Raw genomic sequence first — 26553 nt, forward strand, 5'->3', positions numbered from 1 at the left:
CCCCAGGTAGTGACACCCCTGGCGAGCGCAGGTATAACTTGTTCTCATACGGCTAGAGTGAGGAAGATCACATGGCCCACACAATGAAGTGTGACAACGGTTCCACAGGTCCTTCACGGCGCACATTTCTTGCTGGAACAGGTTCTATTCTCGGGGCGGTGGCCCTGGGAGGCCTGGCAGGAACGGCGAAAGCGTCGATCTCGGACGCGGCCGTCGTCCCCGCCCTCGTGATCGGCACCGGCTACGGCGGGTGCGTGACAGCCCTGCGCCTCGCCCAGGCCGGCGTCGACGTCCACATGATCGAGATGGGCATGGCCTGGGACACGCCAGGCCCGGACGGCAAGATCTTCGCCAACACCACCACACCGGACCAGCGGTCGTTCTGGTTGCGTACACGGACGAAACAGCCGCTGAGCAACTTCCTCGGCTTCCCGATCGACAAGGACATCCCGCGCTACACGGGAATCCTGGACGCGGAGGAGTTCAGCGGCATCACCGTCTACCAGGGACGCGGTGTCGGCGGCGGGTCGCTCGTCAACGGCGGCATGGCCGTGACGCCGCGGCGCGAGTTCTTCGGCGAGGTGCTGCCTTCGGTCAACCCCGATGAGATGTACAACGTCTACTACCCGCGCGCCAACAGCGAGCTCGGCGTGACGCTGATCGACCCGGCGTGGTTCGACACGACCCCGGCCTACCAGTACGCCAGGGTGGGCCGCAAACACGCGCAGCGGTCCGGTTTCCCGTTCGTCTACGTGCCCAACGTGTACGACTGGAACTACATGAAGCAGGAGGCGGCCGGCACCGCCACGAAGTCGGCGCTGGCCGGCGAGATCCTGTACGGCAACAACCACGGCAAGAAGTCCCTGCAGAAGACCTATCTCCAGAAGATCGCCGCGACCGGCCGCGTGACGATCTCCCCGCTGCACCGCGTCACGTCGGTCACGCCCACGTCCGGTGGCTACACCGTGACGATGGAGCAGCTCAACACCACCGGCGGCGTCGTGGCCACCAAGTCCGTCACGGCGGCCAAGGTGTTCTTCGCCGCGGGCAGCGTCGGCACCAGCAAGCTGCTCACGAAGCTCAAGTCCACTGGAGCTCTGCCGAACCTGAACGGCGAGATCGGCCAGGGCTGGGGCGACAACGGCAACGTCATGGTCGGCCGCGCCAACCACATGTGGGACGCGACCGGCGCGCTGCAGTCGTCAATCCCGACCGCGGGCATCGACAACTGGGCGGCGGGCGGCGCGTTCGCCGAGGTGGCCCCGTTGCCGACGGGCATCGAGACCTACGCGTCGTTCTACCTGTCGATCACCAGGACGCCGAGCCGCGCCCAGTTCACCTGGAACGCGGCCGCGGGCAAGGCGGACCTGAACTGGCAGACGGCGTGGAAGCAGACGTCCATCAACGCCGCCAAGTCCATCTTCGACAAGATCAACGCGAAGGAGGGGACGATCTACCGGACCGACCTCTTCGGCGTGTACAAGATCTGGGGCGACCACCTCACGTACCACCCGCTCGGCGGCGCGATCCTGAACAGGGCCACCGACAACTACGGTCGCCTGCACGGGTACAGCGGTCTGTACGTGATGGACGGTTCGCTGATTCCCGGCACCACCACGGTGAACCCGTTCGTCACGATCACGGCGCTGGCCGAACGCAACGTCGAGAACATCATCGCGACGGACTTCTAAGCGAACTTCGGCAGCACGCACATGGCGTCGAGGCCCAGTACGTGGTTCAACCTGCCGAACGCGAGCCAGGAGCCGATGCACATGCTCAGCTCCGCGATCTCCACCTGGCTGTAGTGCGCGGTCATGCGAGACCAGAACTCCTCGTCGAGGCCGTGGTGATCCAGTGCGTACCGCTCGGCGTACTCCGCGGCCAGCCGCGCGCGGTCGTCGAAGGCGTCGGTGGTGCGCCACTGGGTCACCGCGTCGAGGAACTCGTCCTCGACCTTCTGGCCGTCGCGCTCGGTCCGCCAGTCGAGGCAGAACATGCAGCCGTTGATCTGCGCGATCCGCAGCCGCGCCGCCTCGAACTCGCGCAGCCCGAGCGTGGTGTGCTGGTACACGGCCAGGGAGAAGTTCGCGGCCGCGATGCCGATGCCGGGCACCATCTCGCCCCACACGTAGCCGATGGGGTCCTTGCCCTCGGGGATGTCGATGTTCATCGCGCGGTCCTCCCAAGCTTGCCCAGAGCCGGTCGCAACGGGATGTCGAGCGCGTCGTAGAGGCCCGGCGACGCCTCCACCAGCCAGTCGATCGCGTTGACCAGACGGCCGACCGCGGTGGCATTGCCTCCCGCGGAACGGTTCTCGCCCTCGTCGGTCGCTTCGACGGAGACCTCGATGCGCGGCCGGCCCTCGATGATCACCTTGTGCGCGCCGTCGCCGGACGGCGGCATCGGCCAGTCGGGAGCGGCCGAGGCGTGGATGCGCGTGACGTGTTCGATGACGATCAGCGGTTCGCCGCCGACGATGCCCTGCACCTCGAACCGGATCGCGCCCTGCGTGCCCGCCTCGAACTCACCCATGATCCGGGTGGTCACGGTGGCGTCCAGGGCGCGTCGGTCGACGGTCTCGCGGATCTCGTCGATCTCCACGCCCAGCGCGCGGGCCATCAGCCGGATCTGCCCGCCCCACACCATGGTCGGCACGGTCGGCATGATCATCGGCGCCTGGTAGTCGAGCGGCTGGCCCATGCCGATCAGCCACCGGACCGCGTCGGGCTGGTCGTAGGTGGAGTAGTCGAAGATCTCCTGGCAGCGGATCGCGTCGATCTCGCTGCTCAGGCCGCTGACCAGCAACGGCAGCACGTCGTTGCCCCAGCCCGGGTCGACGCCGGAGACGAAGAGCGAGCCGCCGCCCTCGGCGATCGCGGCTAGAACCGGTTCTCGCAATTCCGCAGGCGCGCTGCGGTGGTCGTAGAGCGCGTAGAGCGACGGCGTCACGACGACCGCGCCCGCCCTGATCGCCTTGCAGATGTCGGCGAGGGCGTCGTCCGGCCGGATGTCGCCGGACGCCGCGTACACCACGGCACCGGGGCTCGCGGCCAGGACGGCGTCGATGTCATTCGTCGCGGAAATCCCGAGTTCGACGTCGAGCCCCGCCAGCGAGCCCGCGTCCTTCCCGACCTTCTCGGGGTTGTTGACGACCACGGCCGACAACTTCAGTGCCGGATGGGCCTCGACGGCCCGGATGGCGGCACGACCGACGTTTCCCGTTCCCCACACCACAGCGGCGATCATGCGGAGAAGCATAACTAGAACACGTTCCAGTTGCCTAGCGTTTCGGGGACCGGTTCATCCGGCCGGACACCGCGAAATGTGGTCAGGTGATCACGTGATGAGTGAGCAGTGGGTGCCGGTGGAGCACCGCTTCCTCGGCCTCGACAGACGCACGTTCCGGCCCGCGTTGATCGCACTGGCCGTCGCACTCGTGCTCGCGTACGGACTGCCCGCGGTGAATGCCGCGATCCCGTGGCACAACGAGATCAAGGCCGGCCAGGTGCTCGAGCTCGGAAACGGTGCGACCGCGGTGCCGCCGGTCGGCTGGCAGCTGGAGAGCGGCACTCTGAAGGGTGCGTCGCCGACGAGCCTGCAGGTCGACCTGGCGACGGGTGGCGCGACGATCGGGCTGCGCGGGGCGTCGTTCCCCGGTGACGCCGGCGCGTTCCTCGACCAGGTGCTGCGGTCGCAGGGCAGCTCCGGGGTGGGCGCCGGGCGCGGCACCGTGACGACCGACGGTGGACTGGTCGGCGTCGCGCAGACCAGCAGTTCTCCCAGCGGGGACGGGCTGCAGGTCGCGTTCAAGATGTCGAACGACGTGGCGTTGCTCGTGCGCGTGCGGACCGCGCCGGGCCAGTTCGAGCGGTACGAGGACACGGTGAGCGCTCTCCTGCGCTCCGTCACCCCGGGAGCGGGCAAATGACCGCCGCGGTCAAGAACGCGCAGCTGGTTGCGATCGAGCAGTCCGGGTGGGGGCAGCCGTTCCGGTTGTTCCAGCCGGACAACCTCGCGTTCTGGGTCTACGCGGTGGGTGTCGGCGCCGGCGCGCTGGCGATGGTCCGCTACTTCGGCTCCGGCGGGGACTTCTACCGTCCGGCGCTGACCGGTGGAGTGCTGCTGTTCGGGCTCTACTTGATCCCGTGGCTGCTGCTCCTGCGCCGCCAGAACCGCTACACCGCGCAACCCGGCGGGCTGCTCGCCACCGGCTTCTTCTGGGGAGGCGTGGCCGCGACGTTCTGGATCGCGCTCTCCGCCAACTCCGCGCTGCTGGAGATCTGGGCGAAGGTCGGCGGCTCGCAGTTCGCCGCGGACTGGGGCGCGGGACTCACCGCGCCGATCAACGAGGAGTTCAGCAAAGCTCTGGGCCTCGTCCTGCTGATCGGGCTCGCGCCACGGCTGGTGCGCAGCGCGTACGACGGGTTCATCATCGGCGCGTTCATCGGCCTGGGGTTCCAGGTGTTCGAGGACGTGCTCTACGTCTACAACGGCGCCGCGCAGTCGTTCGGTGTCGACCAGATCGGCTCGTCGCTGCAGATCTTCCTGCTCCGCGGCGCGTTCGGGATCGTTTCCCACGCCCTGTTCAGCGCGATCTTCTGCGCCGGGCTGATGTGGGTGCTCGGCCGCACACCGGGCGACCGCAAGGTGCTGCGCGGGCTGCTCACGATGCTGGCGGCGATGTTCTTCCACTTCGCGTGGGACTCCATGTCGGCCATCGCGGGTGGACGGGTGCTGCTGTCGATCACGCTGCCGTTCCTGATCGCGGCGGTGGAGCTGTGGACGTTGTTCTACGTCCTGCGGCACGCGGCGAGGCAGGAAAGGATGTGGGTGCGCGACCTGCTGGGGCCGGAAGCCGAGGCGGGTGTCGTCGATCCGGCGCTGCTCGCGGCGGTGAGCGGGCTGCGCAGGGACCGCAAGGCGTTCCGCAAGCTCGTGGGCAACCGGCGGTGGGCGCGTCACCTGCTCGAAGGCGCCGGTGACCTGGCCCGCGAACTGGCGCTGGCGGGCGGGCACGAGACCGAGCGCGTCGCCTTCGCACGAGCAGAGGTGATCCGATTGCGCCGGGGATGACAACCTGACGGGTGGGAACGCCCGTTCCATGAGTGTGTTGCTCGAAACACCCCGCCAGGTGCGTTCGAGCTGGATCGTGGTCGTGCTGCTCGCGCAGATGGCGATCGCGCTGGTCACGTCCGCGGTGCAGCAGACGCCGACCATCGACGAGCCGGTCTACGTCGGCGCGGCCGTGGTCCAGCTCGAGCAGCACAGCCTGCGCTACAACCCGGAGCACCCGCCGCTGGGCAAGCTGATCATGGCTGCCGGGCTGGTGTTCGCCGACGTGCGGCTCGACCCGTCGTTCGTCGGCGACCAGACCGCGCTCGGACGGCACGTGCTGTACGAGTCGGGAAACGATCCCGGGCAGCTGTTGTTGTTGGCGCGGTTGCCGATGATCGTGCTGACGTTGTTGTTCGGGCTGGTCGTGTTCCTGTTCGCACGGGATCTCTTCGGGCCCCTCGGCGGGTTAGTGTCCGTTGCCCTGTACGCGCTCTCACCGGACGTCATCGCGCACGGGTCGTTGGCGACCCTTGACGTGCCGACGGCCGGGTTCCTGCTGACGTCGGTGTGGTTGCTGTGGAGAGCGCGATCCAGAGCGATTCACCTGCCGCTGGCGGGACTTGCTCTGGGTGCGGCGATCGCCACGAAGATGAGTGCACTGGCCGCGGTGCCGGTGGTGTTGGTGCTGGCCGTGTTGTCGGTGCGGCGGTCACGACTCCAGGCTGCCGGAGTTGTCGGGTTCGTTGCTGTTGTCGTGGTGTGGGCCTCTTACGTCGCGGTGGATCCGCTGGCGCCGTTTCCCTTGCCGTTCATCGAGGGGATGGGCGTCCAGTTCGGCATGGAGAACCGGGTGTGGGGCGGTTTCCTGTTCGGCACGCACTACGAGGGCTCGCACTGGTACTACCTGCCGGTCGCGTTGCTCGTGAAGTCACCGCTGGGCGCGTTGGTGCTGTGGGTCGCCGGTGCGGTGGTGCTGGTGCGCCGGATGCGCGTGGCGGCCGCGTACGTGCTTGCCCCGACGGCGGTGCTGCTGGTCGCGGCGATGACCAGCAACCGCGATCTCGGGGTCCGGTACGCGATCTTCGTGCCGATGTTCCTCGCGGTGGCCGCTGGTGCTGTTGTCCTTGTGCGTCAACGGTGGGCGCACGTCGCGGTGGCGTGCCTCGTCGCGTTCGTGGCTGTCACCTCAGTGCGAGCGTTCCCTTACTACCTGCCGTACTCCAACGAAGCGTTCGGCGGGCCTTCGAAAACGCATTTGTACCTGCACGACTCGAACGTCGACTGGGGACAGGATCTCGGCAGACTGGCGGACCGGTTGCGGGAACGCTATCCGGGCGAACGGATCTGGCTCGTCTACAAAGGAGCGGGCGTGCCTTCGTACTACGGCATCGAGGCTTCCGACCCGCGCACTGCGTCGCCGAGCGAGGTGCACGGGCTGCTCGTCGTGTCCGACACCGCGATCGCCAAGGCCGACGAGCGGCTCAAGGCCTTGATCGCGAGCAGCAAGCCGATCGACGAGGTCGGTCACTCCATCAGCATCTATAGGCGGTGATGGCCTCGTTGACCGCGTCCAGGTCGGCGTGGCTGCGCCAGTCCGCGCGTTCGGGATGGCCCAGCGCGGTCGCGACGAGCGTGCGCAACAGGTGCGGCGCGGTGGTCTCGGCCGGGTAGGCCCACGACTGGTCGCGGCGGACGTGCAGATAGCCGCCGTACTCGTCGAAAACCGTTGCCAGGTCAGCAGGTGTGCGCGCGGGGACACGTGGGTAGAGCGCCCGCAGCGGCGGGTCGAGGTCGACGTCGACGGGTAGGACGTGGACGTGCGCGTGGTGGCACAACCTGTCGGCACGGGGACCAGGCAGGCAGTGTCCGGCACGGCCGTGTTCGAAGCTCATGACCTTGCCGTACGCGGAACGCACCTGCTGCCACAGGTGATCGTGCAGCGAGACCAGCTCATCGTGTTCGTGCGCGGGGACTTCTCCCACACAACCGTGGTGCGCGTTCGTGTGCAGGATGAGATGCCCAGGCACGAGAGGAGATATGTCGAACAGCGCGCTGACGGTGGTTCCCTTGTACAGCACCAGTTCCGGTGGCGGGGCGCAGAATACGCAATCTCGCAGGCCGTACTCGCGGATGGCCGCGTAGCTCTCCGGGGTCAGCACAGTTCCTTCACCCCGGCAACCAATGCGTCGATGTCGTCCGCTGTGGTCGCGTGGCCGAGGCTCACCCGGACCGTGCCGTGGGGGAAGGTTCCGAGTGCCTTGTGGACCAGGGGAGCGCACTGCAGGCCGGGCCGGGTGAGGATGCCGTGCCGTTCATCGAGCTCGGCGGCGATCTCACCGGGATACCAGTCGTCCAGCGTGAACGAGAACAGCGGCACGCGCTCGGCCGTGTGGGCATGGTGGATGCGCAGACCTGGGATCGAGGAGAGCCGCTCCACCGCGTCGTCGACCAGCGCCAGGGCTCGGGTGCGGTTCTCCTGCTGTTGTTTGTGGGCGAGTGCCGCGGTCGCTCCGAGCGCGACGATGCCGAGGTAGTTGGCCGTGCCCGCCTCGAACTTCGCCGGCATCGCCTTCGGGTGGTTCAACGAGTGCGACATGCTGCCGGTACCACCCTCGACGAGCGTGTCGACCTCGTCCGGTCTTCGGAGGAACAAACCACCGATACCGGACGGGCCGAGCAGCGCCTTGTGGCCCGTGAACGCGAGCATGTCGACGTTGTCGCGGTCCGCTTCGAGATCCAGGACTCCCGCGCTCTGCGCACAGTCGACGAGAACCGCCGCGCCGTGACGATGCGCCATTTCGGTGATCTCGCCGAGCGGCGCCACCGCTCCCGTGACGTTGCAGGCGTGGTTGACGACGACCAGCCGGGTGTTCGGACGCAACTCGTCGCGCAGTCCGGTCAGGTCCGCGACGGCCCGGTAGCCGATCACGCCCGCTTTGCGCAGCTTGTCGAGCGGGCGCAGCACCGAGTTGTGCTGAGCCGTGGTGATGACGACGTCGTCACCCGGACGCAGGAACCCTTTGAGGCACGTGTTGAGCGCGTGCGTGGCGTTGGCCGTGAAGGAGATCCGCGCGGGATCGGACGTGCCGATCACCCTGGCCAGCACCGCCCGCGCGTCCTCGACCTCCGCGTCGACCCGCCGCATCGCGCTGTGCCCGCCGCGGCCAGGACTTCCGCCGCCGCGTTGGACGTGGTCGCGGATCGCCTCCCACACCAGATCGGGTTTCGGGGCCGATGTGCTCGCTTGGTCGAGATTCACCTGCGACGGCATGACTTCTCCCCTCGGCGCACCTCGTGCATCGCGAGTGGCGGGGAACCGTTACCGACCTAGACTGTCCGCCATGCCGACGAACTCCGAGCGGCTCGCGTACTGGAACCGTTGGCACGCCAGGCACGGCGAGACCGAGCGCAGCGAGCGCAACGAGGGCCATGCGGATCTGCTGGCCGAGTTCGTCGCCGCACTCGAACCCGGCCCGGTGGTCGAGCTGGGGTGCGGACGGGGCCTCGACGCGTCGGCGATCGCCTCGGCGGGGCACGTCGTGCACGGCCTGGACGTCGCCTCGGAGGCCGTGCGGCGGCTGCCCGCGAACGTGCGCGGCCTGGTGCACGACACGGCGGAACCCCTGCCGTTCGGGGACGAGGAGATGGCCGGCGTGTACTCGCACCTCGCGCTGCACTACTTCGACGATCGCACCACGCGGCGGGTGTTCGCGGAGATCAGGCGCATCACCCGGCCAGGCGGGGTGCTCGGGTTCGCGGTGAAGTCGACGTCGGACCGGTTGTGGGGCAGGGGTTCGCTGGTGGAGCCCGACATGTTCGACCTGGAGGGGCACGTCCGGCACTTCTTCAGCCGTGAGTACCTGACGGATCTGCTGACCGGCTGGCACGTGCGTTTCGTGCGCGAGTACCGGGGCTGTTACGCGGGAGGCGATCAGACCGACAGTTTCATCAGTGCCGTGGCGGTGCGGCGACCGGACTGACGGAGGGCCCGTGGAGATCAGCTTGGACGCAGTCCGGTCGGGCCTGGATTCGGCGATCTCCCTGCTGGAACGCAGCTACCTCGCGGACGGCGAGGTAGGCGGCTGGTACCACCAGCTCTCCGGGCCGCGCCCCGGGCCGACGGCGACGGCGTGCACGTTGTTGCTGCTGCACCAGAGCGGACGACGCAGCGCCCACGAGGACCAGGCCCTCGGGCTGCTGAAGTCACGTCAGGTGCCGGGTGACGACCCCGTCCGCAGCGGCGGATGGGCCACCAACACGAGTCACGGCACGCCGGTGCTGGAGTGCACGGCCTGGGTCGCGCGAATGCTGGGCGAGGCCGGGTATCTGCTCGACCCGCGCGCGCCCGATGCGACGGCGGCGTTGCGGTGGCTGGTCGCGAACCAGAACGACGACGGCGGCTGGGGCTCGCTGCGCGGCGCGACGTCCAAGGTGTGGCTGACCTGCCTGGCGCTGCGGGGAATCAACCGGCTCGACCCGCGTTCCCCGGCGATCGCGAAGGGACTCGACTGGCTGCTGGCCGCGCAGGTCGACGGCCACGGCTTCCCGCAGAACCCGGGACGCCCGGCCACGATCAACCACACCGCAGTCGCGCTGATCACCATCGGCGAGGTCGCGCCGCGGCTGGAACCCGACCGCGTCCGGCGCGCGTACACGTGGCTGGTCGGCAACCTCGACCTCACCCGGATCGACGACCCGGACGCCCGCATCGAGTACTACAACGTCCACGACAAGGTCACCGGGGTGCAGTGGCAGGCGACCATGCCGCACTACGGGCTGCCGATGGCCGCGCTCGCCCTGCTGCGCCACCCGGACGGCCCGCACCCGATGGCCGCCGCGGCGATCGACGCGTTGCTGCGACTCCAGCTGGACAAGGGGCATTGGCGCAACGTCGAAGGGTCCGCCGAGATCTCGATCTGGTCGCTCGTGCCGGCGATCGAGGCGCTGCAGGCCGTGCAGCGCCTGCGGATCCCCGACGTGACCGGTGCGAACGTCGCGCTCGGTCCCGGCGTCGTGGTGCGGCCGCGCGGGGTCACGTACGCGCAACTCTCCCGCAGTCGGCGCGGGGACGTGGTGCGGGAGGTCGTGCGGAAGTGGTGGGCGTCGGCGTTGCTGATCCTCGCGGTGCTGGTCGGGGTGCCGCTGTCGTTGCTGCAGTGGATCGAGTGGAAGGACTTCGGGCTCAGCCTGATCCTGCCGCTGGTGACGTTCGTGGCGCAGCAGACCTGGCTGCGGACTAGGTGATCAGCACGATCCGGCCGGCGAACCCACCGCGTTCGGCGGCTTTCTTCGCGCGGATGCGCTCCAGCTCGGAAGGCGTGACCCCGGCGGCACGGGCGAGGGCGTGCAGGACCTCCAGGACGTCGGCCAGTTCCTCGACCTCACCGGACTCCAGGAACTCCGCCACCTCCTCGGACAGCTTGTCCCGCAGGAGCTCGTGGTAGCGCTCGGCGTCGGCGATCTCCGTGACGGGCTCCTCCCCGTTCGCGCGGATGATCTCGGGAATCCTGTCGCGCACCAGCTTCGGCATGGCCGGTGACCCTACCGGCGCATCAGCCCGTTGATGTGCGCGTAGGCGACGGCGTGCACCCGATCGCGCAACCCCAGCTTGGCCAGCACGCGAGACACGTGCGTTTTCACCGTCTCGTCGCCGACGTGCAGCCGCGCGGCGATCTCGGCGTTGCTGAAGGCTTCCGCGACCAGGTGCAGCACTTCCCGTTCGCGCGCGGTCAGCAGGTCGAGCTCGGGCGGCGTCGGCGGAGGGGCGAGGCTCACCGCGAACCGGGCGATCAGCCGTTGCGTCACGGACGGGTCGATCAGCGCGTCGCCGCGGGCCGCCACCCGGACCGCCGAGATCAGTTCCTCCGGCGGCAACGACTTCAGCAGGAACCCGCTGGCACCGGCGTTGAGCGCCCGGTAGACGTACTCGTCGCTGTCGTAGGTCGTGAGCAGGAGGATCTTGGTGCGGTTCGCGGGATCGGACAGGATCATCTCGGTCGCGCCGAGGCCGTCCAGCTTGGGCATCCGGATGTCGAGCACCGCCACGTCCGGACGCAGCCGCGCGACCTCGGACACCGCGGCGCGGCCGTCGCCGACCTCGGCCACGCAGTGCAGGTCGGGCTGCGTCTCGAAGATCGCGCGCAGACCCGATCTGAGCATCGCGTGGTCGTCCGCGAGCAGCACGGTCAGCGTCATGACACCTCCAGCGGGAACGTGACGGCGGTGCGCCACGTCCGCCCGTCCGGTTCGAGACCGGACTGCGTCGTGCCCGCGAACATGCCGGCGCGGTTGCGGATGCCGACCAGGCCGCGCCGCACGGACCCGTTGTGGCCGTTGCCGGAACCCGTGCCGTTCGCGGCGGTGATCGTCAGCGAGTCCGGTTCGTACCGCAGGGTCACGGTCACGCCGGACGAGTCGCCGTGCCGCAGGGCGTTCGTCAGCATCTCCTGGATGATCCGGTAGACGGTGATGTCCAGCGAGTCCGGCACGGAACGGTGCTGCCCCCGCACTTCCAGCCGGGCCGGCGTTCCTGCCGCACGCACTCCGTCGAAGAGCTCGTCGAGGTTGTCCAGGCCGGGTTGGCGGGTGCCCTCGGACCTGTCGCCGTGCAGCAGGTCGAGCAGGTGCCGCAGGTCGACCATGGCCGCGCGGCTGGACGTCTCGACGGACCGCAGCGATCCCGCCAGCTTCGTGTCGCCGTTGGGGAGGCTCAACCGCGCCGCCCCGGCGTGCACACCGATCGCGCTCACGTGGTGCACGATCACGTCGTGCAGGTCGCGGGCGATCGCACTGCGTTCCTCGGTGATCGCCTTGGTGACCGCCGCCTGCGCGTCCGCCTGCTCCATCGCGGAACGCTTCTCCAGCTCGGCCAGGTAGGCGCGGCGGGCGGTGGTGTAGCGGCCGACCAGGAACGGCAGCACGGCGATCTTCGCGACCACGAGCGACGACCTGAGCACGTCCGTGCCCATCGCGTAGGGGCAGACGAACGCGCTCGCGGCGAGCACGGCGAGCGACGACCACGCCTCGATGCCGCGCAACCAGGCTCCGGCGCGATAACCCGCGATCAGCAGGCCCGCCTCGTTGGCGTGGATCCGGTCGCCGATGGTGGCCAGGACGATCAACGGGACGGCCGCCTGCAGTGCCGCGACCCAGCCGGCCGACCGCGCGGGACCGGCCAGCAACGCGTTCACCGCCAGCGTCATCGCGAGCACGACCGCGGTCTGCCACGGCTCGCAGCGGTTGAGCAGCACGAAGCCGCCGTCCGCGACCATGCACGTGGCCGCGACCAGCCACGACTGGTGCTTCAGTGACAGCTTGATCGGGTACATCGCTTCGGAATCTTGCCGCATCGCGACCCTGAGCACGTCCTACTTCGCCGGGGTCGGCAGTCCCCCGCGCGGGGGACCCGGTTTCCGACTGCGCAGGGACGTATTCGGGAGCGAATGACCCTAGCTTCGATCACGATGAAGCGAAGTGGTGTGATCTTGCTGCTGGCGCTGGGGGCGATTCTGGGGATCGTGGCACCGGCGCTGGCCGACGGCGCCCAGTCCGGTGCCGACCTGCACGTGGCGCAGACGCTCGGCGACCGCGACCTCACGGTGATCATCCGGCGGGTCGCGGAGGTGCCGGGGCCGGTGCACGTCGACGTGGTGACGCACGCGGGGTCGCCTCCGGGAGAGGTCGTGCTGACCGCGCGGGCGGCGGGTGCTGCTTCGAGCGCGGCGAAGGTCGTTCTCGGCGAGAAGCCCGGGTTCTACTCGGGGGTTGTCCAGGTCGACCGGCCCGGTCCGTGGGAGCTCGCGGTCGACGAGGCGACGATTCCGTTCGTCGTGCCCGCGCTGGTGGCGTCGCCGTGGGAGAACGCGACCTACGGCGGGTTCATCGCGGCGGGCGTGTTGTTGTTCCTGGCGTTGCTGTTCGCGGTTTTCGGACGGCCAGGTCTCGCGCTGGTTCCCACCACCGGCATGGTCGCCGCGATCGCGGTGGCGGCTACGGCGGCGTTGCTGTCGCCGAGCATCCCACCGGTAGCGGCGCCGGGTACGCAGCTGGATCCGACGTTCGACAACGTGAACGATCCGTGGCAGCGAACGTCCATAGTGGACTTCTCGCGGCCGCCGGTGAACCTCGTGCCGAGCATGAACGGCCAGGATCTCGTGCTCAGCCTCACCGACGGGTCGTCCGGTCGGCCTGTGGACGACCTTCTGGTGCACGACAGCGCGTTCGTGCATCTCGTGGTCGTGTCGCCGTCGGGAAACCTGAGGCATCTGCACCCGATTCGCACGGCGCCGGGCGAGTACCGGGCCCGTCTCCAGGCTCCCGAACAGGGCACGCACGCCATCGCCGCGGAGATCGCCCGGCGGGGCGGGGGAGTGCAGCTGCTCCGGTCCCAGGTCGACGTTTCCGGAGGTGCCGCAGTGCAGAACGACGGAAAAGCCTCGCTGGCCACGGAGATCCGGGAAGCGGGCAGGCCGAGCACGATCACGGCCGGGTTCGGAGAGCGCGATCTGCAGCCGTGGCTCGGCATGCTCGGGCACATGATCGTCGTCGGCCCGGTCACCGGCAGCCCGGTGGACGCGCCGATCTGGGCGCACGTGCACTCGATGATCCCGCCGACGCCGGGCATGCCCGACAAGCCGGACGAGAGTGTCGCCGCGTACGGGCCTCAAGTGCCGTTCACCTACTCGTTCCCGTTGCCGGGCAAGTACCTCGTGTGGATCCAGGTCGAACGCGACTACTCGATCGTCACCGTGCCGACGGTCGTCGAGGTGCCGTCGAAGGGGGTTGGGCAGAAGTGAGGCGTTACGTCCTGATCGGCTTGGCGGTGGTCGTCGCGGCGGTGGGCGTGTTGTTCGTCGTGTGGCCTCGAACCGTTGAGGCGCAACCACATCTGGCCGAGAGCGCGCAGCTGCGGTTCGTACTCACGCCCGCGAGCACGAAGAGCGGTGTCAACTCGTTCGACCTGCGGATCACCGATCGTGCGGGAAAACCCGCACAGGGCAACGAGGTCGTCGTCGAACCCGCGATGCCGCAGATGGGCCACGCGATCGCGCCGATCACCGCGGGGCCGCTCGAACCCGGTCACTACCAGGTCGGTGACGTCGGCCTGAACATGCCGGGGCAATGGGAAATCACCGTGTCACTCAGCGCGGAGCGGGTCGTCATCCCGCTGCTGCTCACCTGAAGGGGGATCTGTGGACATCACGGCGGTCGCACCGGCCACGAGGTCGGTGCCCAGGGGTTTGGTCCCGGCGAGCCTGGTGCTCGGCGGTACCCTGCTTTCGCTGATCGGCCTGACCTGGGACATCCAGTGGCATTCGGACGTCGGGCCGGACACGTTCTTCACGATGCCGCACCTGTTCCTGTACGCGGGCAGCGCGATCTCGGGCCTGGCGAGCCTCGTCGTCGTGCTGCTGACGACGGCTTCGGCCAAGCGCGACAAGGACATCGACCCGATCGTCGGGGGTCGCGCGGTCGGTGTCTTCGGCCGCACGTTCTCCGCGCCCGTCGGCTACCTGATCTCCGGCACCGGCGCGGCGCTGTTCCTCGTCTACGGCCTGTGGGACCAGTGGTGGCACGGACTGTACGGGTTCGACGCGGTGATCGACTCGCCGCCGCACATCGGCCTGCTGCTGTCGATCTCGATCACCATGGTCGGTGCGGTCATGGTCTTCGCGGTGGCACGTGACCAGCGCTGGGGCACGTACGGCGCCGTCGTGGCCGCCGCCGCGCTGCTGGTGTTCAGCATGGTGACCTCGCTCGGCCTGCGCGCGGTGCCCGGTGGGCTGGTCAACCCGGTGTCCGTCGGGACGGCGTTCTTCTCGGTGATGATCCTCTTCATGGCCGGTCACGCCCTGAACCGCCGTGGCGGCACACTCGCCGTCGGTGTGGCGGTCGCGGTGCTGCAGGCCGTCTTCTGGTGGTTCTCGCCGTGGGCGGCGGAGGTCTACGCCAGCGCGACCGGCTTGCCGTTGCGCGACTACACCGACGGCATCCCGGGAATGCCCAACATGATCCCGATGTGCCTGATCTTCGTCGCGGTGGCCGTGGAGCTGATGCACAAGCTGCCCGCGTGGATCCCCGGCGCGGTCGGTGGCGCGATGATCGCGGCCTGCGCGCCACTGCAGCGCGTAATCACCTACGGAGCGCCCTTCAACGCGAACTCCCGGTACTTCGCCACGATCGTGCTCGCCGCGGCGTTCGGTGCTGTCGCCGCACTGCTCGGCCGCCGCTTCGGTCACATGCTGCGCACTCTCGCGCCGGCAAAGGAGAACAGCCATGCGTAAGACGTTGCTGGGACTGCTGGGCACGGCCGCGCTGCTGCTCGGACTCGCCACCCCGGCGCTCGCCTTCGAGCCGGTGAACGTCGTCCACACCGAGAAAGTCCAGGCGGGGCCCTACAACCTGACGATCGGCTTCAGCACGTGGCCGGTGAAAGCCATGCAGTCACTGGACTTCACGTTCGTGCCGGAGGACGGCATCGCGGACAAGAAGGGCACGCTGACGATGCTCTACGGCGCGGAGCTGATGTCGGACTCCCCGCTGGCGCGCCATCCCCGCAAGCGCGAGGTGTGGGGCCTGGACATCGAGGCACTGCCGGAGCCCGGCACGTGGACGTTCAAGTTCGACATCGACGGGCCGTCCGGTCCGGCGTCCGGCGAACTGAAGAACCTCCAGGTGATGGAACAACCAGGGCCGCCGATGGGGTTGTCATGGGCCATCAGCACGATTCCGTTGTTCGGGCTGATCGCGTTCATCGTCATCGCGTGGAGGCGGACCCGCACCACCACGGCTTGATCACATTCGGTGGCGCAGAGTGATCGCAGCCGGGCATAGTGCCGCAAGGAGATTGGGGACTCCGATGGGGGGCACTTTGCGCATCATCTCGTTGTCTCGTCGCGCGCTCGTTTCGATCGCCGCGGCGACGGTCGTGACCACTCTGCTCGCACCGGCGGCCTCGGCCGCCGCGGACTGCACAGTCGAGTACCTGCCGGTTCAGAACGGCGCGGACTGGAGCAGCCTGCGCATCACCGGTGTGGACCGGTGGGGCAACGTCTCGGGCTTCTACTCGCCGAACCGCGACGACCACACGCTCGCGCGGTGGACCGCGGACGGCATGCAGATCGTGCCGAGGCCGGAAGGAGCCAAGAAGTTCGTGACGCGGGCGGCCAACGCCTCCGGGGTGGTCGCGGCCAGCGTCGACCGCACGGACGGCACCACCGTCGCCATGACGCACTCACCGGGGGCCGGCTACCGCGAGCTGCCGACGCCCGCCGGGTACCAGGTGTGGGGCGTGGAGGACATCAACGACCGGGGTGACGTGCTCGGTCGTGTGCAGCCGGCCGGGACGTCGAGCTGGGGCGGGCTCGTGGTGTGGCACGCGGACGGCCACGCACCCGACATCATCGAGTTGCCGGGCATCAACGGGATCGCGCTCGGTGAGGACGGCACCGTGCTGGTCGACTCCTGGGACGGCGCGTCGTTGTGGCGCGGAGGCGCTCTCGCCAAGAAGCTGCCGGACCTGGGGTCTTCGGTCGACCCGCGTGCGCTCACCAGGGACGGCGTGATCTTCAGCAGCCCCTACGGCGAGGACGTCGGTTCGTGGCTGTGGACCGAGTCGACCGGTGTGGTGGAACGGTTCTCCGGCAACGGGGTGGTCGAGGCGGCGAACCAGGACGGGCGCTCGGTCGGCTATCTCAAGGACGGGAACTACACCGCGGTCGTGTGGCAGGGCACCACGCTCGTGGGCGCGCTGCCGTTGCCGCAGGGCGTCACCTCGGGGTCGGCGGAGGCTGTCGGGGAGAGCGGCGTGATCGCCGGGATCGCCGGGACGAAGGCAGCGCGCTGGATCTGCCGCTAGGGAACCAGCACTATTCGGCCGCGCGTGGCGCCTTCTGCTTGACGGCGCCACGCGTTGGTCACCTCGGCGAGCCGGACGACCTCGTGGTCGACGGCCAGCGCGCCTCGCGCGGCCAGGTGAGCGACCGTCGAGATGGCCTCTGCGCGTTGGTGCGCGGTGAGCTCGTTGTTGGTGTAGCCCGAAAGTCGCAGAGATCGGCTGCGCAAGGTGGACGACGTGATCGGGCAGGTCTCGTCGGCTGATCCGCCGAGGTTCACCCACCGTCCGCCCGGTCGCAGTGTCTGCGCGGCAGCCGCGGCCGGGGCGCCGAAGAGCGGATCCAGCAGGAGATCTGCCTCGATGCCGACGAACTCGCTGGGTTCGAGTGAGATCACCGTGTCGGCGCCCGCGCGTGCGGCACGTTCGCGGCCCTTCTCGGAACGTGCCGCTGCTACGACACGTCCGGCGCCTGCCGCACGGGCGAGCTGGATCGCGGACTGGCCGACCGCGCCGCAGCCCAGCACGATCACGGTTTCGCCCGGCTTGAGCTCACCACGCCACGTCAGCGCCATGTGCGCGGCGACCGCGGAGAGTCCGAGCGCGGCCATCTCGACCGGGGGTACGTCGTCCGGCAGGAAGACCAGATCTTCCTGCCGTACCAACGCCTTCTCTGCCATGCTGCCGTTGCCCGCGGTCATGCCGGCGGTGGTGGGGAACCAGACCGCGCGGCCGCCGACCGTGCCGATGCCCTGCACACCAGGGACGTAGGGCGTGGCAGGGGAGCCGAAGTACGAGGTTCCCGTGGCGCACAACAGGTCGAGCGGGGTGATCGGGGCGGCGAGGACGTCGACGACCACGTGGTCGGTGAGCACGGCGGGCTTGCTCTGCTCGGCTGCGGCAGGCGGCTCGCCGAGCTGGGTGATCAGTGCGGCGCGCACGGTTGCAGGACGAAGTCGTAGCGGGCTTCGAGCCACGGCGTTTCGCTCGTGCCGCCGTCCGGGGTGGGGCCGGGGTCGTGTTGTTCGAAGGCGACGACGAGCTCCTGCTTGGTGCCGAAGACGACGTCGCTGTCGAGGTACTCGGCGCCTTCCTCGAACAGGTGCGTGATCAGCGGTTCGTGGTCGTCGGCGGTGACCAGGAAGTGGACGTGCGCCGGGCGGAAGTGGCTGATCTCGGTCTGGCTGATGAGATCGCCGACCGGGCCGTCCATCGGGATCGAGTAGCCCTTCGGCGCGATCGTGCGCACGCAGTAGGAACCATCGGGTCGTGCGCGGTACTTGGCGCGCAGCCTGGCTTCGTCGACGTCCGCGAGCTGGGCCTCGTAGGCACCGTCGGCGTCGGCCTGCCAGACGTCGAGGACGGCGGGCAGCGGGGTGCCGTCGAGCGACCGGACGGTTCCCGTTATGTAGAGCGGAGTTCCGGCGACGTCGTCGGACATGTCGCCACCGAAGTCCAGCTCGGGGGAGCCGTCGATGTGGAACGGGCCGAGCACCGTGGCCGGTGTGGCCGCGGCGTCGAAACGGTGGTTCATCTGCACGACCAGCATGCTCAGGCCGAGGACGTCCGAGGCGAGGATGAACTCCTCGCGCTTCTCGTCGCTGATCTGGCCGGTGGCGGTGAGCCACTGGATCGCGGCCATCCACTCGGGTTCGGTGAGCCTGACCTCGCGGGCGAAGTCGTGCAGGTGCCGGACGAGCGCGGTGATCAGCTGGGCGGTGCGCGGGTCCTTGGCGGTGGCCCAGCGCTGCTGCGCCAGTTCGGTGATGTTGTCCTCGGTGACGAGCTGCATTGCTCATTCCTCCGGTGCGACGGAGCGCGTGTTCGAGTCGACGGACAGGAAGATCTGGTTGGCGACGGGGTTGCGCAGCTCCTCGGCGAGCTGGCCGATCAACCCGGCGGTGCGGGCGAGCAACGCGAAGCCGCGCAGGAGCTCCAGCGGCAGGCCGAGGTCCGCCAGCACCGCGCCGCACGTGCCGGCGCCGTTGAGCGGCAGGGTCTTGCCGAGCACCTGCGGGTGGACGCGGCCGATCGCCTTGAACAGCTCCAGGTGCGGACCGGTCAGGCCCTCCTCCTCGGCGATCTGGAACAGCCGTGGCGTGCGCGGGTCGCCGTTCTTGTGCACGTGGTGGCCGAGTCCGGGGATCCGGGCTTTGCCTTGCGATTGAAGGGTTTTCAGCGCCAGCTCGTCCCAGTCGACCGGTGGTTCGACGGTGCTGACGACGTCGTGCAGGAACCGGCCGCAGTCCTCCGTGACGCCGAGGAACCGCGAGCCGCCGCCGAGCAGCCCCGCCGCGAGCGCGCCCTGGACCGAGTCGGGCGCGGAGAGGTAGGTGAGACGGGTGACGATCGCGGTCGGGGTGAAACCGTGGTCGGCGAGCGCGGCCAGGACCGCCTCGAACAGCCTGGTCTCGCCGGTCGTCGGCAGGCGCTGGGTGGCGAGCCAGAACGCGAGCTCGCCGAAGCCGACGTTGCCCATCACGTCGTTGGCGAGGTCCTGGCCGAGGAGGGTGATCGTGTCGGGAGTGGACGCGCCGAGCGCGGTCTCGTAGGCGTCAGCCACGCAGATCCTCCTTCAGCCAGGCGCGAAGTTCCTCCCCGTGCTCGTCCAACCCCGGCGGCGGCAGCGCGTAGACCGCGGGTGTCTCCGAGAACCGGATCGGGTGCCGCGTCGTCGGCATCCCACCGACCTCGACGATCGGGTCGAGCCCGAACCGTTCCGCCATCGCGAACCCGCCGTCGATCGTGTTGATCGGCCCGCACGGCACCCCGGCCGCGACGAGCAGGTCGAACCACTCGACCGCGCCACGGGTCCGCAGCCGTTCCTCCAGCAGCGGCCGCAGTTCCTCGCGGTTGCGGGTGCGGTCGGCGTTGCGCGCGAACCGCGGGTCGTCCGGGACGTCGTCCAACCCGAGCACCTCGCACAGCTTGCGGAACTGGCCGTCGTTGGCCGCCGCGACGATCAGGTCGTTGTCGGCGGTGGGCAGCGGCTCGTACGGGAACACGCTGGGATGCGCGTTGCCCATCCGGTACGGCACGACCCCGCCCGCGACGAACGCCGAGCTGTGGTTCACCAGGCCCGTCAACGCCGAGGAGAGCAGGTTGACCTCGACGAGCTGACCCTGGCCGGTGGCGTCGCGGTGGCGCAGTGCCGCGAGGATGCCGATCACCGCGTGGTTGCCGGCCATGACGTCGAAAACGGAGATGCCCGCGCGGTACGGCGGCCCGTCCGGATCGCCGGTGAGGCTCATCAGCCCGGAGATCGCCTGCACCATCAGGTCGTAGCCGGGGACGTGCTTTCCTTCTCCCGCACCGAATCCGGTGATCGACGCGTAGATCACCCCGGCGTTCGACGAGCTGACGGCGGGGTAGTCGAGCCCGTACTTGGCCAGGCCGCCCGGTTTGAAGTTCTCGATCACGATGTCCGCGCGCTTCGCCAGCTCGCGGGCCAGCGTTGCGTCGTGCTCGTCGCGCAGGTCGAGTGCGATGGATCGTTTGCCGCGGTTGATGCCGAGGTAGTAGGTCGAGACGTCGTCCCGCACGGGCGGCATCCACGTGCGGGTCTCGTCTCCCTGGGGGCCTTCGACTTTCACGACCGACGCGCCCATGTCGGCGAGCAGCATGGTCGCGTACGGGCCTGCCAGCACGCGCGAGAAGTCGGCCACGAGCAGGCCTTCGAGTGGGCCCATCAGACGGACGTCCGGGTGTCGCCGCGGTACTCGGTGTAGGTGTAGGGGTTGTCCAGCACCTTCGACTCGGGGATGTCCGGGTTCATGCCCTTCTCCCACGCCTCGTCGCCGAGCTGCTTGCGCAGGTGCTCGACGGTCTGCTCGACCTGGTTCCGGATCGCTTGCAGGTCGACGCCCACGAGCCGGTGGTCGCGCTTCACGATCCTGCCGTTGACGATCACCGTGTCCACATCGGACCGTTGCGCCTGGAACGCGACATGCCCGTACGGGTTGAGGATCGGGAACATGGCGGGCGAGTTCTCGTTGCGCAGCAGCACGATGTCGGCCTTCTTGCCCACTTCGAGGCTGCCGAGGTCGTCGCGTCCCAACGCCTTCGCGCCGCCGACGGTCGCCCACTCGACCACGTGCTCGGCTCTGAGCGCCGAATGCGTGACGGTGTCGTTCTGCGCGTGCGCGGACATGTGCTCACGTGCGCGGTCGGCGCCGAGCGTGGTGCGCATGGCGGAGAACAGGTCGCCGCTCCACCACACCGACGTGTCCATCGAGAGCGACACCGGGATGCCGTGCGCGCGGATCGCCCAGGTGGGCGGATAGCCCTGGCCCGCGCTCTGCTCGCTCTCGGTCGACACGGAGATCGAGCCGCCGGTCGCGGCGATGCGGTGGTACGAGTCGGCGGACAACGTCGCGGCGTGCACGTAGATCGACTGTGGTGTCATGAAACCGTTGTCGTGCATGAGCTTGATGCCGTCGTCGTTCGTCGCGCCCCACACGCCGGCGTGCGTGGTGACGGCCACGCCCAGGTCACGGGCGACCTCGAAGGCGGGCTTCTCCGGGAACGACGGGTCGCCGGTGACGTCGAACGCCAGCTGGAAGCCGAGCATGTCGTCGCTCGGCAGGCGTCGCACGAAGTCGAGGAACTCGGGCTTGGCCGTCCAGGAGGCGGGGGAGTCCTGGATGTTCCCGTACGCCAGCACGAACCGGCCGGGCACGGTGCGCAGCGCGGCGACGGCGGCTTCGGCGTGGTCGGTCGTCTGCAGGCCGTGCGACCAGTCGACCGTGGTGGTGACACCGGCGTCGAGGGCTTCGGCCGCGGCGAGGAGGTTGCCGGCGTGGATGTCCTCCGGCCGGAAGACCTTGCCCCACTCCAGGTAGTACCAGACGAAGTACTGCGTCAGGGTCCAGTCGGCGCCGTAGCCGCGCATCGCGGTCTGCCACATGTGCCGATGGGTGTCGATCATGCCGGGCATGACGAGGCCGTTCGACGCGTCGACCTCTTCGGTGCCTTCGGGGACCTGCAGGCGCGGGCCGATCGCGGAGATCCGGTCGTCCACGACGAGGACGTCGTGGTCGACCAGCACGTCGTGGGCGCTGTTCAAGGTGAGGACTGTGCCGTTCCGCAGGACAACTGGACGTCGTTCGCCGACCATCGGGGACCTCCTCGACCGGCATGCGGACAAGTGTCCGTTGAATCCTCAACCTTTCCCGGTCGGGCGTCAACCCCGGTCAGGCGACAACGACGTGCGGAACCGTCTCGAGGCGGGCGAAGTCGGCGCTGATGTCGCCCGCGGCCTGCAGCAGCAACGGCAGGTGGTGCTCGACCAGGACCTCGATCGACGTCTCGGCCGCGTGGCAGTTGACGTTGAGGCCGGCGACGACCTTGCCGTCGCCGTCTCTGAGCGGTGCCGCGACGGACCGGATGCCCGGTGCGAGCTGCTGGTCGGTCATCGCCCACCCGCGGGCCCGGACGTCCCGCAGCTCGGCGTCCCTTTCGGCTTTCTCGGGCTGCCAGCGCGGGGTGAGACCGGATCGCGTCGGCTGAGCGAGGACCGCTTCCAGCTCGTCCGCGGGCAGTGCGGCGAGCTGGACCTTGCCCAGCGACGTCTGCAGAGCGGGGAACTTGGTGCCGATCTGCACGGACAGCGTGACGATCTTCGGCACCGCGACCCGTGCGACGTAGACGATGTCCGACCCGTCGAGCTGGGCGATCGACACGGACTCGTTGGTGCGGGCGCCGAGTCGTTCCATGTGCGGCCGCGCGACCTCCCACAACCCGGTCGACCGCACGTAGGCCACGCCCAGTTCGAGCACTCTCGGTGTGAGCGCGAAGCCGTTCTCGTCCTGCCGCGCGTAGCCCAGTTCGACGAGCGTGAGCAGGATGCGCCGTGCGGTGGGGCGCGCCAGCCCGGTGGCCGCCGCGACCTCGCTCAGCCCCATCACCGGGCGCCGGGGCTGGAACGCGCGAATCACGTCCAGCCCGCGGGCGAGCGCCTCGATGAAGTCGGGGCCGGTGTCAGGACGGGGCATGTCCCCAGACTAACGGACACCTGTCCGGATCACGGCTGTCACGGTGATGTCGACGAACGCGCCGATCAGGAACCGCGGTGCCTTGATGCCGAGCGTCCTGCGGTCCAGCCGCGCGGTCGCCGTCATCACCGTCTCGCCGTCCGCGGTGGAGAGCTCGACGACGCCGCTGAGTTCGGTGGACGTGCCACGGGCCTGGAGCGTCCCGGTGACCTCCCACCCGTTCGGCGCGGGCCGGCACGACGTGGCCGTGAACGTCATCGTCGGATGCCGGTCGAGGTCGAGCAGGCCGGGTTTGCGCAGGTCCTGGTCGCGCTTGGCGATCCCGGTGTCGATGGCGCCGAGGTCGAGCGTCCCGTGCACGCCGGTGAGCTGCCCGTCCTCTCCGATCTCGACGGACCCGGCCGTGACGGGCACGGTGCCGTGCGCCTTGCGGCCCAGGTTGCCGACCTGGAACGACGCGGAGGTGCGCGTGAGATCCGCCTGCCACACACCGGCGGCGAGCGTCGCTACGGCGGTCATGACAGTGCCTCCGCCTGCTCGAAAACCTCGTGCACGGGGTAGATCTCGACCCGGTCCGGGCCGATCAGCAGCGCGGGGTCCTCGCCGGGCAGCAGCGTGCTGCTCATGATCGCCTTCTGCGTGTCGACGAGTGCCTGCTCGGTCTCCGCGATCGACACGACGACCTCGCAGCCGTCGTCGCGGCGCAGCACGTAGGTCCTGATGTTGCCCGGCACGGCCAGCGCGAGGGGCTTGATCCGCTCGTTGTTCGCGAAGTCCTCGGCGGCCAGCTGCTCGGGGCCACGGGGCCGGTCGAAGTAGGTGAGCTGGGCGTACATGGTGTGCCTCCTTCGTGTTGTCACGAAGTCTTGGCGAGGCGGGCCCGCGGCGGATCCGTGCCAGCACGGAGTTCGGTACTGAACCGGCACCGGGAAGCGATACTCGCTGCGTGGAGGTCCCGATCCTCGGCCGCGACCGCGAGCTGGCCGAACTGCGCGCCGCACTGGTGGCGCCGACCGGCAGGCTGGTGCTGATCGGCGGCGACGCGGGCATCGGCAAGACCCGGCTGGCCACGGCGGCCGCGGCGATGGCGGCCGAGTACGGCATCCCGGTCGCCCGAGGTCAGGCCGTCGACGACCCCGGCATGCCGCCTTTGTGGCCGTGGCGCCGAGTCGCCCGCGACCTGCCGTTGCTGGAGCGGGTGCTGGCCGCTCAGCACTTCGACCCGGCCGATGCGACGTCCCGGTTCGCGCTGGTCGCCGACGCCACCGACGCCGTGATCGCCTCTGCGGTTGACGGCTTGCTGATCGTCTTGGAGGACATCCACTGGGCGGACCAGACGTCGTTGCGCCTGTTGACGCACTTGGCTGGAGAGCTCGGCACGGCCCGAGTCGTCGTCATCGCCACCTACCGTGCCGATCCTCCTGCTGATCTGCTGCGTTCGCCGTTGGCGCACGTGCTGCGGCTCGGCGGACTGACGCGCGAGGACGTGGCGGGCTGGGTTCGCCGTGCCACGACCGTCGCCGATCCCGACTCGCTGGCCGCGCGGCTCGTCGGCGACACCGGCGGCAACCCGCTCTACGTCCGGATGCTGCTCGACAGCGGCGAGTTCACCGTGCACCGGGAGCTGCACAAACTCGTCCTGTCCGGGCTGGACGGCATGAGCGCGCAGTCCCGTGAGGTGCTCGGCGCGGCCAGCGTCCTGGGCGAGCGTCTCGAACCGGCGCTGCTGGCCGATGTCACGGGCGTCTCCTCGTTGGGGCCGCTGCTCGACGAAGCCGTGGCCGCACGGGTCGTGAACGGGGGTTCGATGGCCTTCACGCACGCCCTTGTCCGTGACGCGATCTACCAGGACCTGCCGCCGTCGACGCGCCTCGACCTGCACCGCCGGTGCGCGGAGGCCCTGGTCGCCGCAGGTGGCGCGCCTGGCCGCATCGCCACGCACTGGAACCGGGCCGGAGAGGCGTCGGAGTGCACCAGGTGGGCTACCGCCGCGGCCCGTGCGGCCACCGCTGATCTCGCTTACGACGACGCGGCTCGCTTCGCGTCGCTGGCGTTGTCCACCGCACCGGAGCAGGAGCGCGCCGTCCTGATGCTCGACCTGGCCAGGGCCGAGTTCCTGTGCGGCGAGGTCGACAGCAGCCTCGAGCACTGCCGCACTGCGAGCCGCCTGGCGCAGGACGCGGGCGACGCCGACCTCATGGCCGAGGCCGCGCTGGTGATCACCGGTCTGGGCGGCCCGGACCTGCTGACCGCGGTCGACCACCTGTGCGTGCTGGCGTTGCAACACGATCCGTCGGACGTCCTGAGCGCCCGCCTGCTGGCCCGTCGCGCGATGGCCGCCACCGCAACGGGTTCCAACGAGCTCGCCCGCACGTTGTCCGCCACCGCGCTGGAGCTCGCCTCCCGCAGCGGCGACCCGGACGCCGAGCTGGACGGCATCCACGCCCGCCACCTGTCGTTGTGCGCTCCGCAGTTCCGCGCCGAACGCGTGGAACTGGCTGAACGCGCCGTGGCGCTGGCGTCGTCGGCTCGCCAGCCGCACGCCGAGCTGTGGGGACATGTCTGGCTGGTGGACGCGGCGTTCCAGATAGGCGACCTGGCCGCCGTCGACCGCGAGCTCGCGCTGATCGAACAGTTCGCCGCCGCGCGCCGCCACCCCGTCGCCTGGTGGCACCTGCACCGCCTGCGCGCCGCCCGAGCGGCTCTGGTCGGCAGGCTTTCCGTTGCCCTGGAACACAACGAGGCCGCTCGGGCTCATGCTGTGCGCATCGGCGCTTTCGCCGCGTCGGGCATGTACTACGCGTTCATGCACGGGCTCGCGTACCTCCGGGGCACCATCGACGCCGAGTCCGCCGCGGAAGCCCTCGACGTCCTCGACCGCTTCGCCGACGTGCCGCTGGCCCACGTCTACGTGCCGTTCCTGCACGCGCTGCGCGGAGACCTCGACCGGGCGCGCTCCACGTTCGAGGCGTTCCGCACCATGCCCGCCACCACCGAGGTCGGTCCGATGTGGGCACCGCTGGTGAGCCAGATCGGCGTGATCGCCTGCCTGCTCGACGACACCGAGACCGCCGAGCTCGTCTACTCGCGACTGTCCACATTGGAACCCCACTACTCCGCGGACGGCTCCGGCGCGGTGTTCTGCAACGCCGCCTCACCGCAGCTGCTCGGCGATCTGGCCATGACGTGCGGCCGGCCGTCGGTCGCGGCCGAGCACTACCGCCTGGCCGCCGAGATGAACGCGCGCATCGGCGCCACCCCGTTCCTGGCGCTCAGCAGGCTCGGCCTCGCGCGGGCCCTGGTCTCCCTCGGCTCGCTGACCGAAGCCCGGACGCTGGCCACCCAGGCGGCGGCCGAGTTCCGCGCGCTGGACCTGCCGGTGCGCCTGGAGGCCGCGGACCGCCTGCTGCGGCGGATCGGGGTGGAGGAGCGGGCCGCGGATCCGTTGTCGCCACGGGAGTCCGAGGTGGTGGAGCTGATCACGCAGGCCATGACCAACCGGGAGATCGCGACGCGGCTCGTGCTGTCGGAGCGCACCGTCGAGACGCACGTCCGCAGCGTGCTGGCCAAGCTCGGGCTGCGGACGAGGACCGAGATCGCGGCTTGGTCGTTGCGCGGACAGGTTTAGACCGTTTGTGTCCCCCCGATCGGCTCTGCCCAGCGCCGATCAAC

At 69.5% G+C, this 26553-nt stretch carries 27 protein-coding genes; 12 read left to right on the top strand and 15 right to left on the bottom strand.

The genetic code is table 11. The annotated features are described in order from the left end of the window. Window positions 1-83 precede the first annotated feature (83 nt). Window positions 84-1691 carry a GMC oxidoreductase gene (locus AB0M24_RS00415; RefSeq protein WP_363761522.1) on the top strand — a complete coding sequence of 536 codons (1608 nt, stop codon included), beginning with the start codon at window positions 84-86 and terminating at the stop codon, window positions 1689-1691. Here AB0M24_RS00415 and AB0M24_RS00420 read toward each other — a convergent pair. Together AB0M24_RS00420 and AB0M24_RS00425 are read right to left on the bottom strand one after the other, a co-directional pair. After that, complete coding sequence (locus AB0M24_RS00420; protein ID WP_363758672.1) at window positions 1688-2170, bottom strand: carboxymuconolactone decarboxylase family protein; 483 nt, start codon at window positions 2168-2170, stop codon at window positions 1688-1690. The genes AB0M24_RS00415 and AB0M24_RS00420 overlap by 4 nt on opposite strands. Next, window positions 2167-3246, bottom strand: a complete 1080-nt coding sequence (locus AB0M24_RS00425; protein WP_363758675.1) for a dihydrodipicolinate reductase — start codon at window positions 3244-3246, stop codon at window positions 2167-2169. The genes AB0M24_RS00420 and AB0M24_RS00425 overlap by 4 nt, the downstream gene beginning before the upstream one ends. A gap of 97 nt (window positions 3247-3343) precedes the next feature. On the opposite strand from AB0M24_RS00425, the gene AB0M24_RS00430 reads away from it, so the two are divergent. From AB0M24_RS00430 to AB0M24_RS00440, 3 genes are read left to right on the top strand one after another with little or no spacing between them, the layout of a single operon-like run. Beyond that, entirely contained in the window at window positions 3344-3928 is a 585-nt protein-coding gene (locus AB0M24_RS00430) for a hypothetical protein (protein ID WP_363758678.1), read from the top strand. Further along, window positions 3925-5073 (top strand): PrsW family intramembrane metalloprotease, encoded by a 1149-nt coding sequence (locus AB0M24_RS00435; RefSeq protein WP_363758681.1) that lies wholly within the window; start codon window positions 3925-3927, stop codon window positions 5071-5073. Before AB0M24_RS00430 ends, AB0M24_RS00435 begins: the two co-directional genes overlap by 4 nt. A gap of 28 nt (window positions 5074-5101) precedes the next feature. Then, complete coding sequence (locus AB0M24_RS00440; RefSeq protein ID WP_363758684.1) at window positions 5102-6607, top strand: glycosyltransferase family 39 protein; 1506 nt, start codon at window positions 5102-5104, stop codon at window positions 6605-6607. On the opposite strand, the gene AB0M24_RS00445 is transcribed toward AB0M24_RS00440, so the two are convergent. Continuing rightward, window positions 6588-7214, bottom strand: a complete 627-nt coding sequence (locus AB0M24_RS00445) for an HIT domain-containing protein (protein WP_363758687.1) — start codon at window positions 7212-7214, stop codon at window positions 6588-6590. The two genes, AB0M24_RS00440 and AB0M24_RS00445, sit on opposite strands and share 20 nt — an antisense overlap. Further along, a complete protein-coding gene (locus AB0M24_RS00450; RefSeq protein ID WP_363758690.1) occupies window positions 7208-8326 on the bottom strand; it encodes an aminotransferase class V-fold PLP-dependent enzyme in 1119 nt (372 codons plus the stop codon). Before AB0M24_RS00450 ends, AB0M24_RS00445 begins: the two co-directional genes overlap by 7 nt. Window positions 8327-8396: 70 nt before the next feature. Between AB0M24_RS00450 and AB0M24_RS00455 the strand changes: the two genes are divergently transcribed. Together AB0M24_RS00455 and AB0M24_RS00460 are read left to right on the top strand one after the other, a co-directional pair. Continuing rightward, entirely contained in the window at window positions 8397-9035 is a 639-nt protein-coding gene (locus AB0M24_RS00455) for a class I SAM-dependent methyltransferase (RefSeq protein WP_363758693.1), read from the top strand. A 10-nt stretch (window positions 9036-9045) separates the two neighbouring features. Beyond that, on the top strand, window positions 9046-10299 hold the full coding sequence (locus AB0M24_RS00460; RefSeq protein ID WP_363758696.1) for a prenyltransferase/squalene oxidase repeat-containing protein: 1254 nt from the start codon (window positions 9046-9048) through the stop codon (window positions 10297-10299). On the opposite strand, the gene AB0M24_RS00465 is transcribed toward AB0M24_RS00460, so the two are convergent. The 3 genes from AB0M24_RS00465 to AB0M24_RS00475 are packed head-to-tail and all read right to left on the bottom strand — an operon-like array spanning window position 10292 to window position 12383. Further along, the gene (locus AB0M24_RS00465) at window positions 10292-10585 is read right to left on the bottom strand and encodes a nucleoside triphosphate pyrophosphohydrolase (RefSeq protein ID WP_363758699.1); all 294 of its coding nucleotides are present in this window, start codon (window positions 10583-10585) and stop codon (window positions 10292-10294) included. The genes AB0M24_RS00460 and AB0M24_RS00465 overlap by 8 nt on opposite strands. Window positions 10586-10596: 11 nt before the next feature. Further along, window positions 10597-11250: a response regulator transcription factor gene (locus AB0M24_RS00470; protein ID WP_363758702.1), complete on the bottom strand. Its 654-nt coding sequence runs from the start codon at window positions 11248-11250 to the stop codon at window positions 10597-10599. Further along, the gene (locus AB0M24_RS00475) at window positions 11247-12383 is read right to left on the bottom strand and encodes a histidine kinase (protein ID WP_363758705.1); all 1137 of its coding nucleotides are present in this window, start codon (window positions 12381-12383) and stop codon (window positions 11247-11249) included. The genes AB0M24_RS00470 and AB0M24_RS00475 overlap by 4 nt, the downstream gene beginning before the upstream one ends. A 135-nt stretch (window positions 12384-12518) precedes the next feature. On the opposite strand from AB0M24_RS00475, the gene AB0M24_RS00480 reads away from it, so the two are divergent. The 5 genes from AB0M24_RS00480 to AB0M24_RS00500 all read left to right on the top strand — a co-directional run bounded on the left by AB0M24_RS00480 (window position 12519) and on the right by AB0M24_RS00500 (window position 16912). Beyond that, window positions 12519-13850 carry a hypothetical protein gene (locus AB0M24_RS00480; protein ID WP_363758708.1) on the top strand — a complete coding sequence of 444 codons (1332 nt, stop codon included), beginning with the start codon at window positions 12519-12521 and terminating at the stop codon, window positions 13848-13850. Then, window positions 13847-14236 (top strand): FixH family protein, encoded by a 390-nt coding sequence (locus AB0M24_RS00485; RefSeq protein WP_363758711.1) that lies wholly within the window; start codon window positions 13847-13849, stop codon window positions 14234-14236. Before AB0M24_RS00480 ends, AB0M24_RS00485 begins: the two co-directional genes overlap by 4 nt. Before the next feature lie 10 nt (window positions 14237-14246). Further along, window positions 14247-15338: a hypothetical protein gene (locus AB0M24_RS00490; RefSeq protein WP_363758714.1), complete on the top strand. Its 1092-nt coding sequence runs from the start codon at window positions 14247-14249 to the stop codon at window positions 15336-15338. Then, window positions 15331-15849 carry a hypothetical protein gene (locus AB0M24_RS00495; RefSeq protein ID WP_363758717.1) on the top strand — a complete coding sequence of 173 codons (519 nt, stop codon included), beginning with the start codon at window positions 15331-15333 and terminating at the stop codon, window positions 15847-15849. Before AB0M24_RS00490 ends, AB0M24_RS00495 begins: the two co-directional genes overlap by 8 nt. 64 nt (window positions 15850-15913) lie before the next feature. Continuing rightward, the gene (locus tag AB0M24_RS00500) at window positions 15914-16912 is read left to right on the top strand and encodes a hypothetical protein (RefSeq protein ID WP_363758720.1); all 999 of its coding nucleotides are present in this window, start codon (window positions 15914-15916) and stop codon (window positions 16910-16912) included. Here the strand turns inward: AB0M24_RS00500 and AB0M24_RS00505 are convergent. From AB0M24_RS00505 to AB0M24_RS00540, 8 genes are all read right to left on the bottom strand, one after another. Next, window positions 16909-17829 carry a zinc-binding alcohol dehydrogenase family protein gene (locus tag AB0M24_RS00505; RefSeq protein WP_363758723.1) on the bottom strand — a complete coding sequence of 307 codons (921 nt, stop codon included), beginning with the start codon at window positions 17827-17829 and terminating at the stop codon, window positions 16909-16911. The two genes, AB0M24_RS00500 and AB0M24_RS00505, sit on opposite strands and share 4 nt — an antisense overlap. After that, window positions 17814-18680 carry a dioxygenase gene (locus tag AB0M24_RS00510; RefSeq protein WP_363758726.1) on the bottom strand — a complete coding sequence of 289 codons (867 nt, stop codon included), beginning with the start codon at window positions 18678-18680 and terminating at the stop codon, window positions 17814-17816. The genes AB0M24_RS00505 and AB0M24_RS00510 overlap by 16 nt, the downstream gene beginning before the upstream one ends. A 3-nt stretch (window positions 18681-18683) precedes the next feature. Then, entirely contained in the window at window positions 18684-19451 is a 768-nt protein-coding gene (locus tag AB0M24_RS00515) for a citryl-CoA lyase (protein ID WP_363758729.1), read from the bottom strand. After that, window positions 19444-20577, bottom strand: coding sequence for a CoA transferase (locus AB0M24_RS00520; protein ID WP_363758732.1), 1134 nt, complete (start codon window positions 20575-20577; stop codon window positions 19444-19446). The genes AB0M24_RS00515 and AB0M24_RS00520 overlap by 8 nt, the downstream gene beginning before the upstream one ends. Continuing rightward, window positions 20577-22004 carry an amidohydrolase family protein gene (locus AB0M24_RS00525; RefSeq protein WP_363758735.1) on the bottom strand — a complete coding sequence of 476 codons (1428 nt, stop codon included), beginning with the start codon at window positions 22002-22004 and terminating at the stop codon, window positions 20577-20579. The genes AB0M24_RS00520 and AB0M24_RS00525 overlap by 1 nt, the downstream gene beginning before the upstream one ends. Window positions 22005-22080: 76 nt before the next feature. Continuing rightward, a complete protein-coding gene (locus AB0M24_RS00530; RefSeq protein ID WP_363758738.1) occupies window positions 22081-22881 on the bottom strand; it encodes an IclR family transcriptional regulator C-terminal domain-containing protein in 801 nt (266 codons plus the stop codon). Window positions 22882-22890: 9 nt separating this feature from the next. Next, window positions 22891-23400 carry a YceI family protein gene (locus AB0M24_RS00535; RefSeq protein ID WP_363758741.1) on the bottom strand — a complete coding sequence of 170 codons (510 nt, stop codon included), beginning with the start codon at window positions 23398-23400 and terminating at the stop codon, window positions 22891-22893. After that, window positions 23397-23717, bottom strand: a complete 321-nt coding sequence (locus AB0M24_RS00540) for a hypothetical protein (RefSeq protein ID WP_363758744.1) — start codon at window positions 23715-23717, stop codon at window positions 23397-23399. Before AB0M24_RS00540 ends, AB0M24_RS00535 begins: the two co-directional genes overlap by 4 nt. A 110-nt stretch (window positions 23718-23827) precedes the next feature. Between AB0M24_RS00540 and AB0M24_RS00545 the strand changes: the two genes are divergently transcribed. Continuing rightward, entirely contained in the window at window positions 23828-26509 is a 2682-nt protein-coding gene (locus tag AB0M24_RS00545) for an AAA family ATPase (protein WP_363758747.1), read from the top strand. Window positions 26510-26553 lie beyond the last annotated feature (44 nt).

The sequence above is a fragment of the Lentzea sp. NPDC051838 genome (assembly GCF_040681245.1).
GTDB lineage: Bacteria > Actinomycetota > Actinomycetes > Mycobacteriales > Pseudonocardiaceae > Lentzea.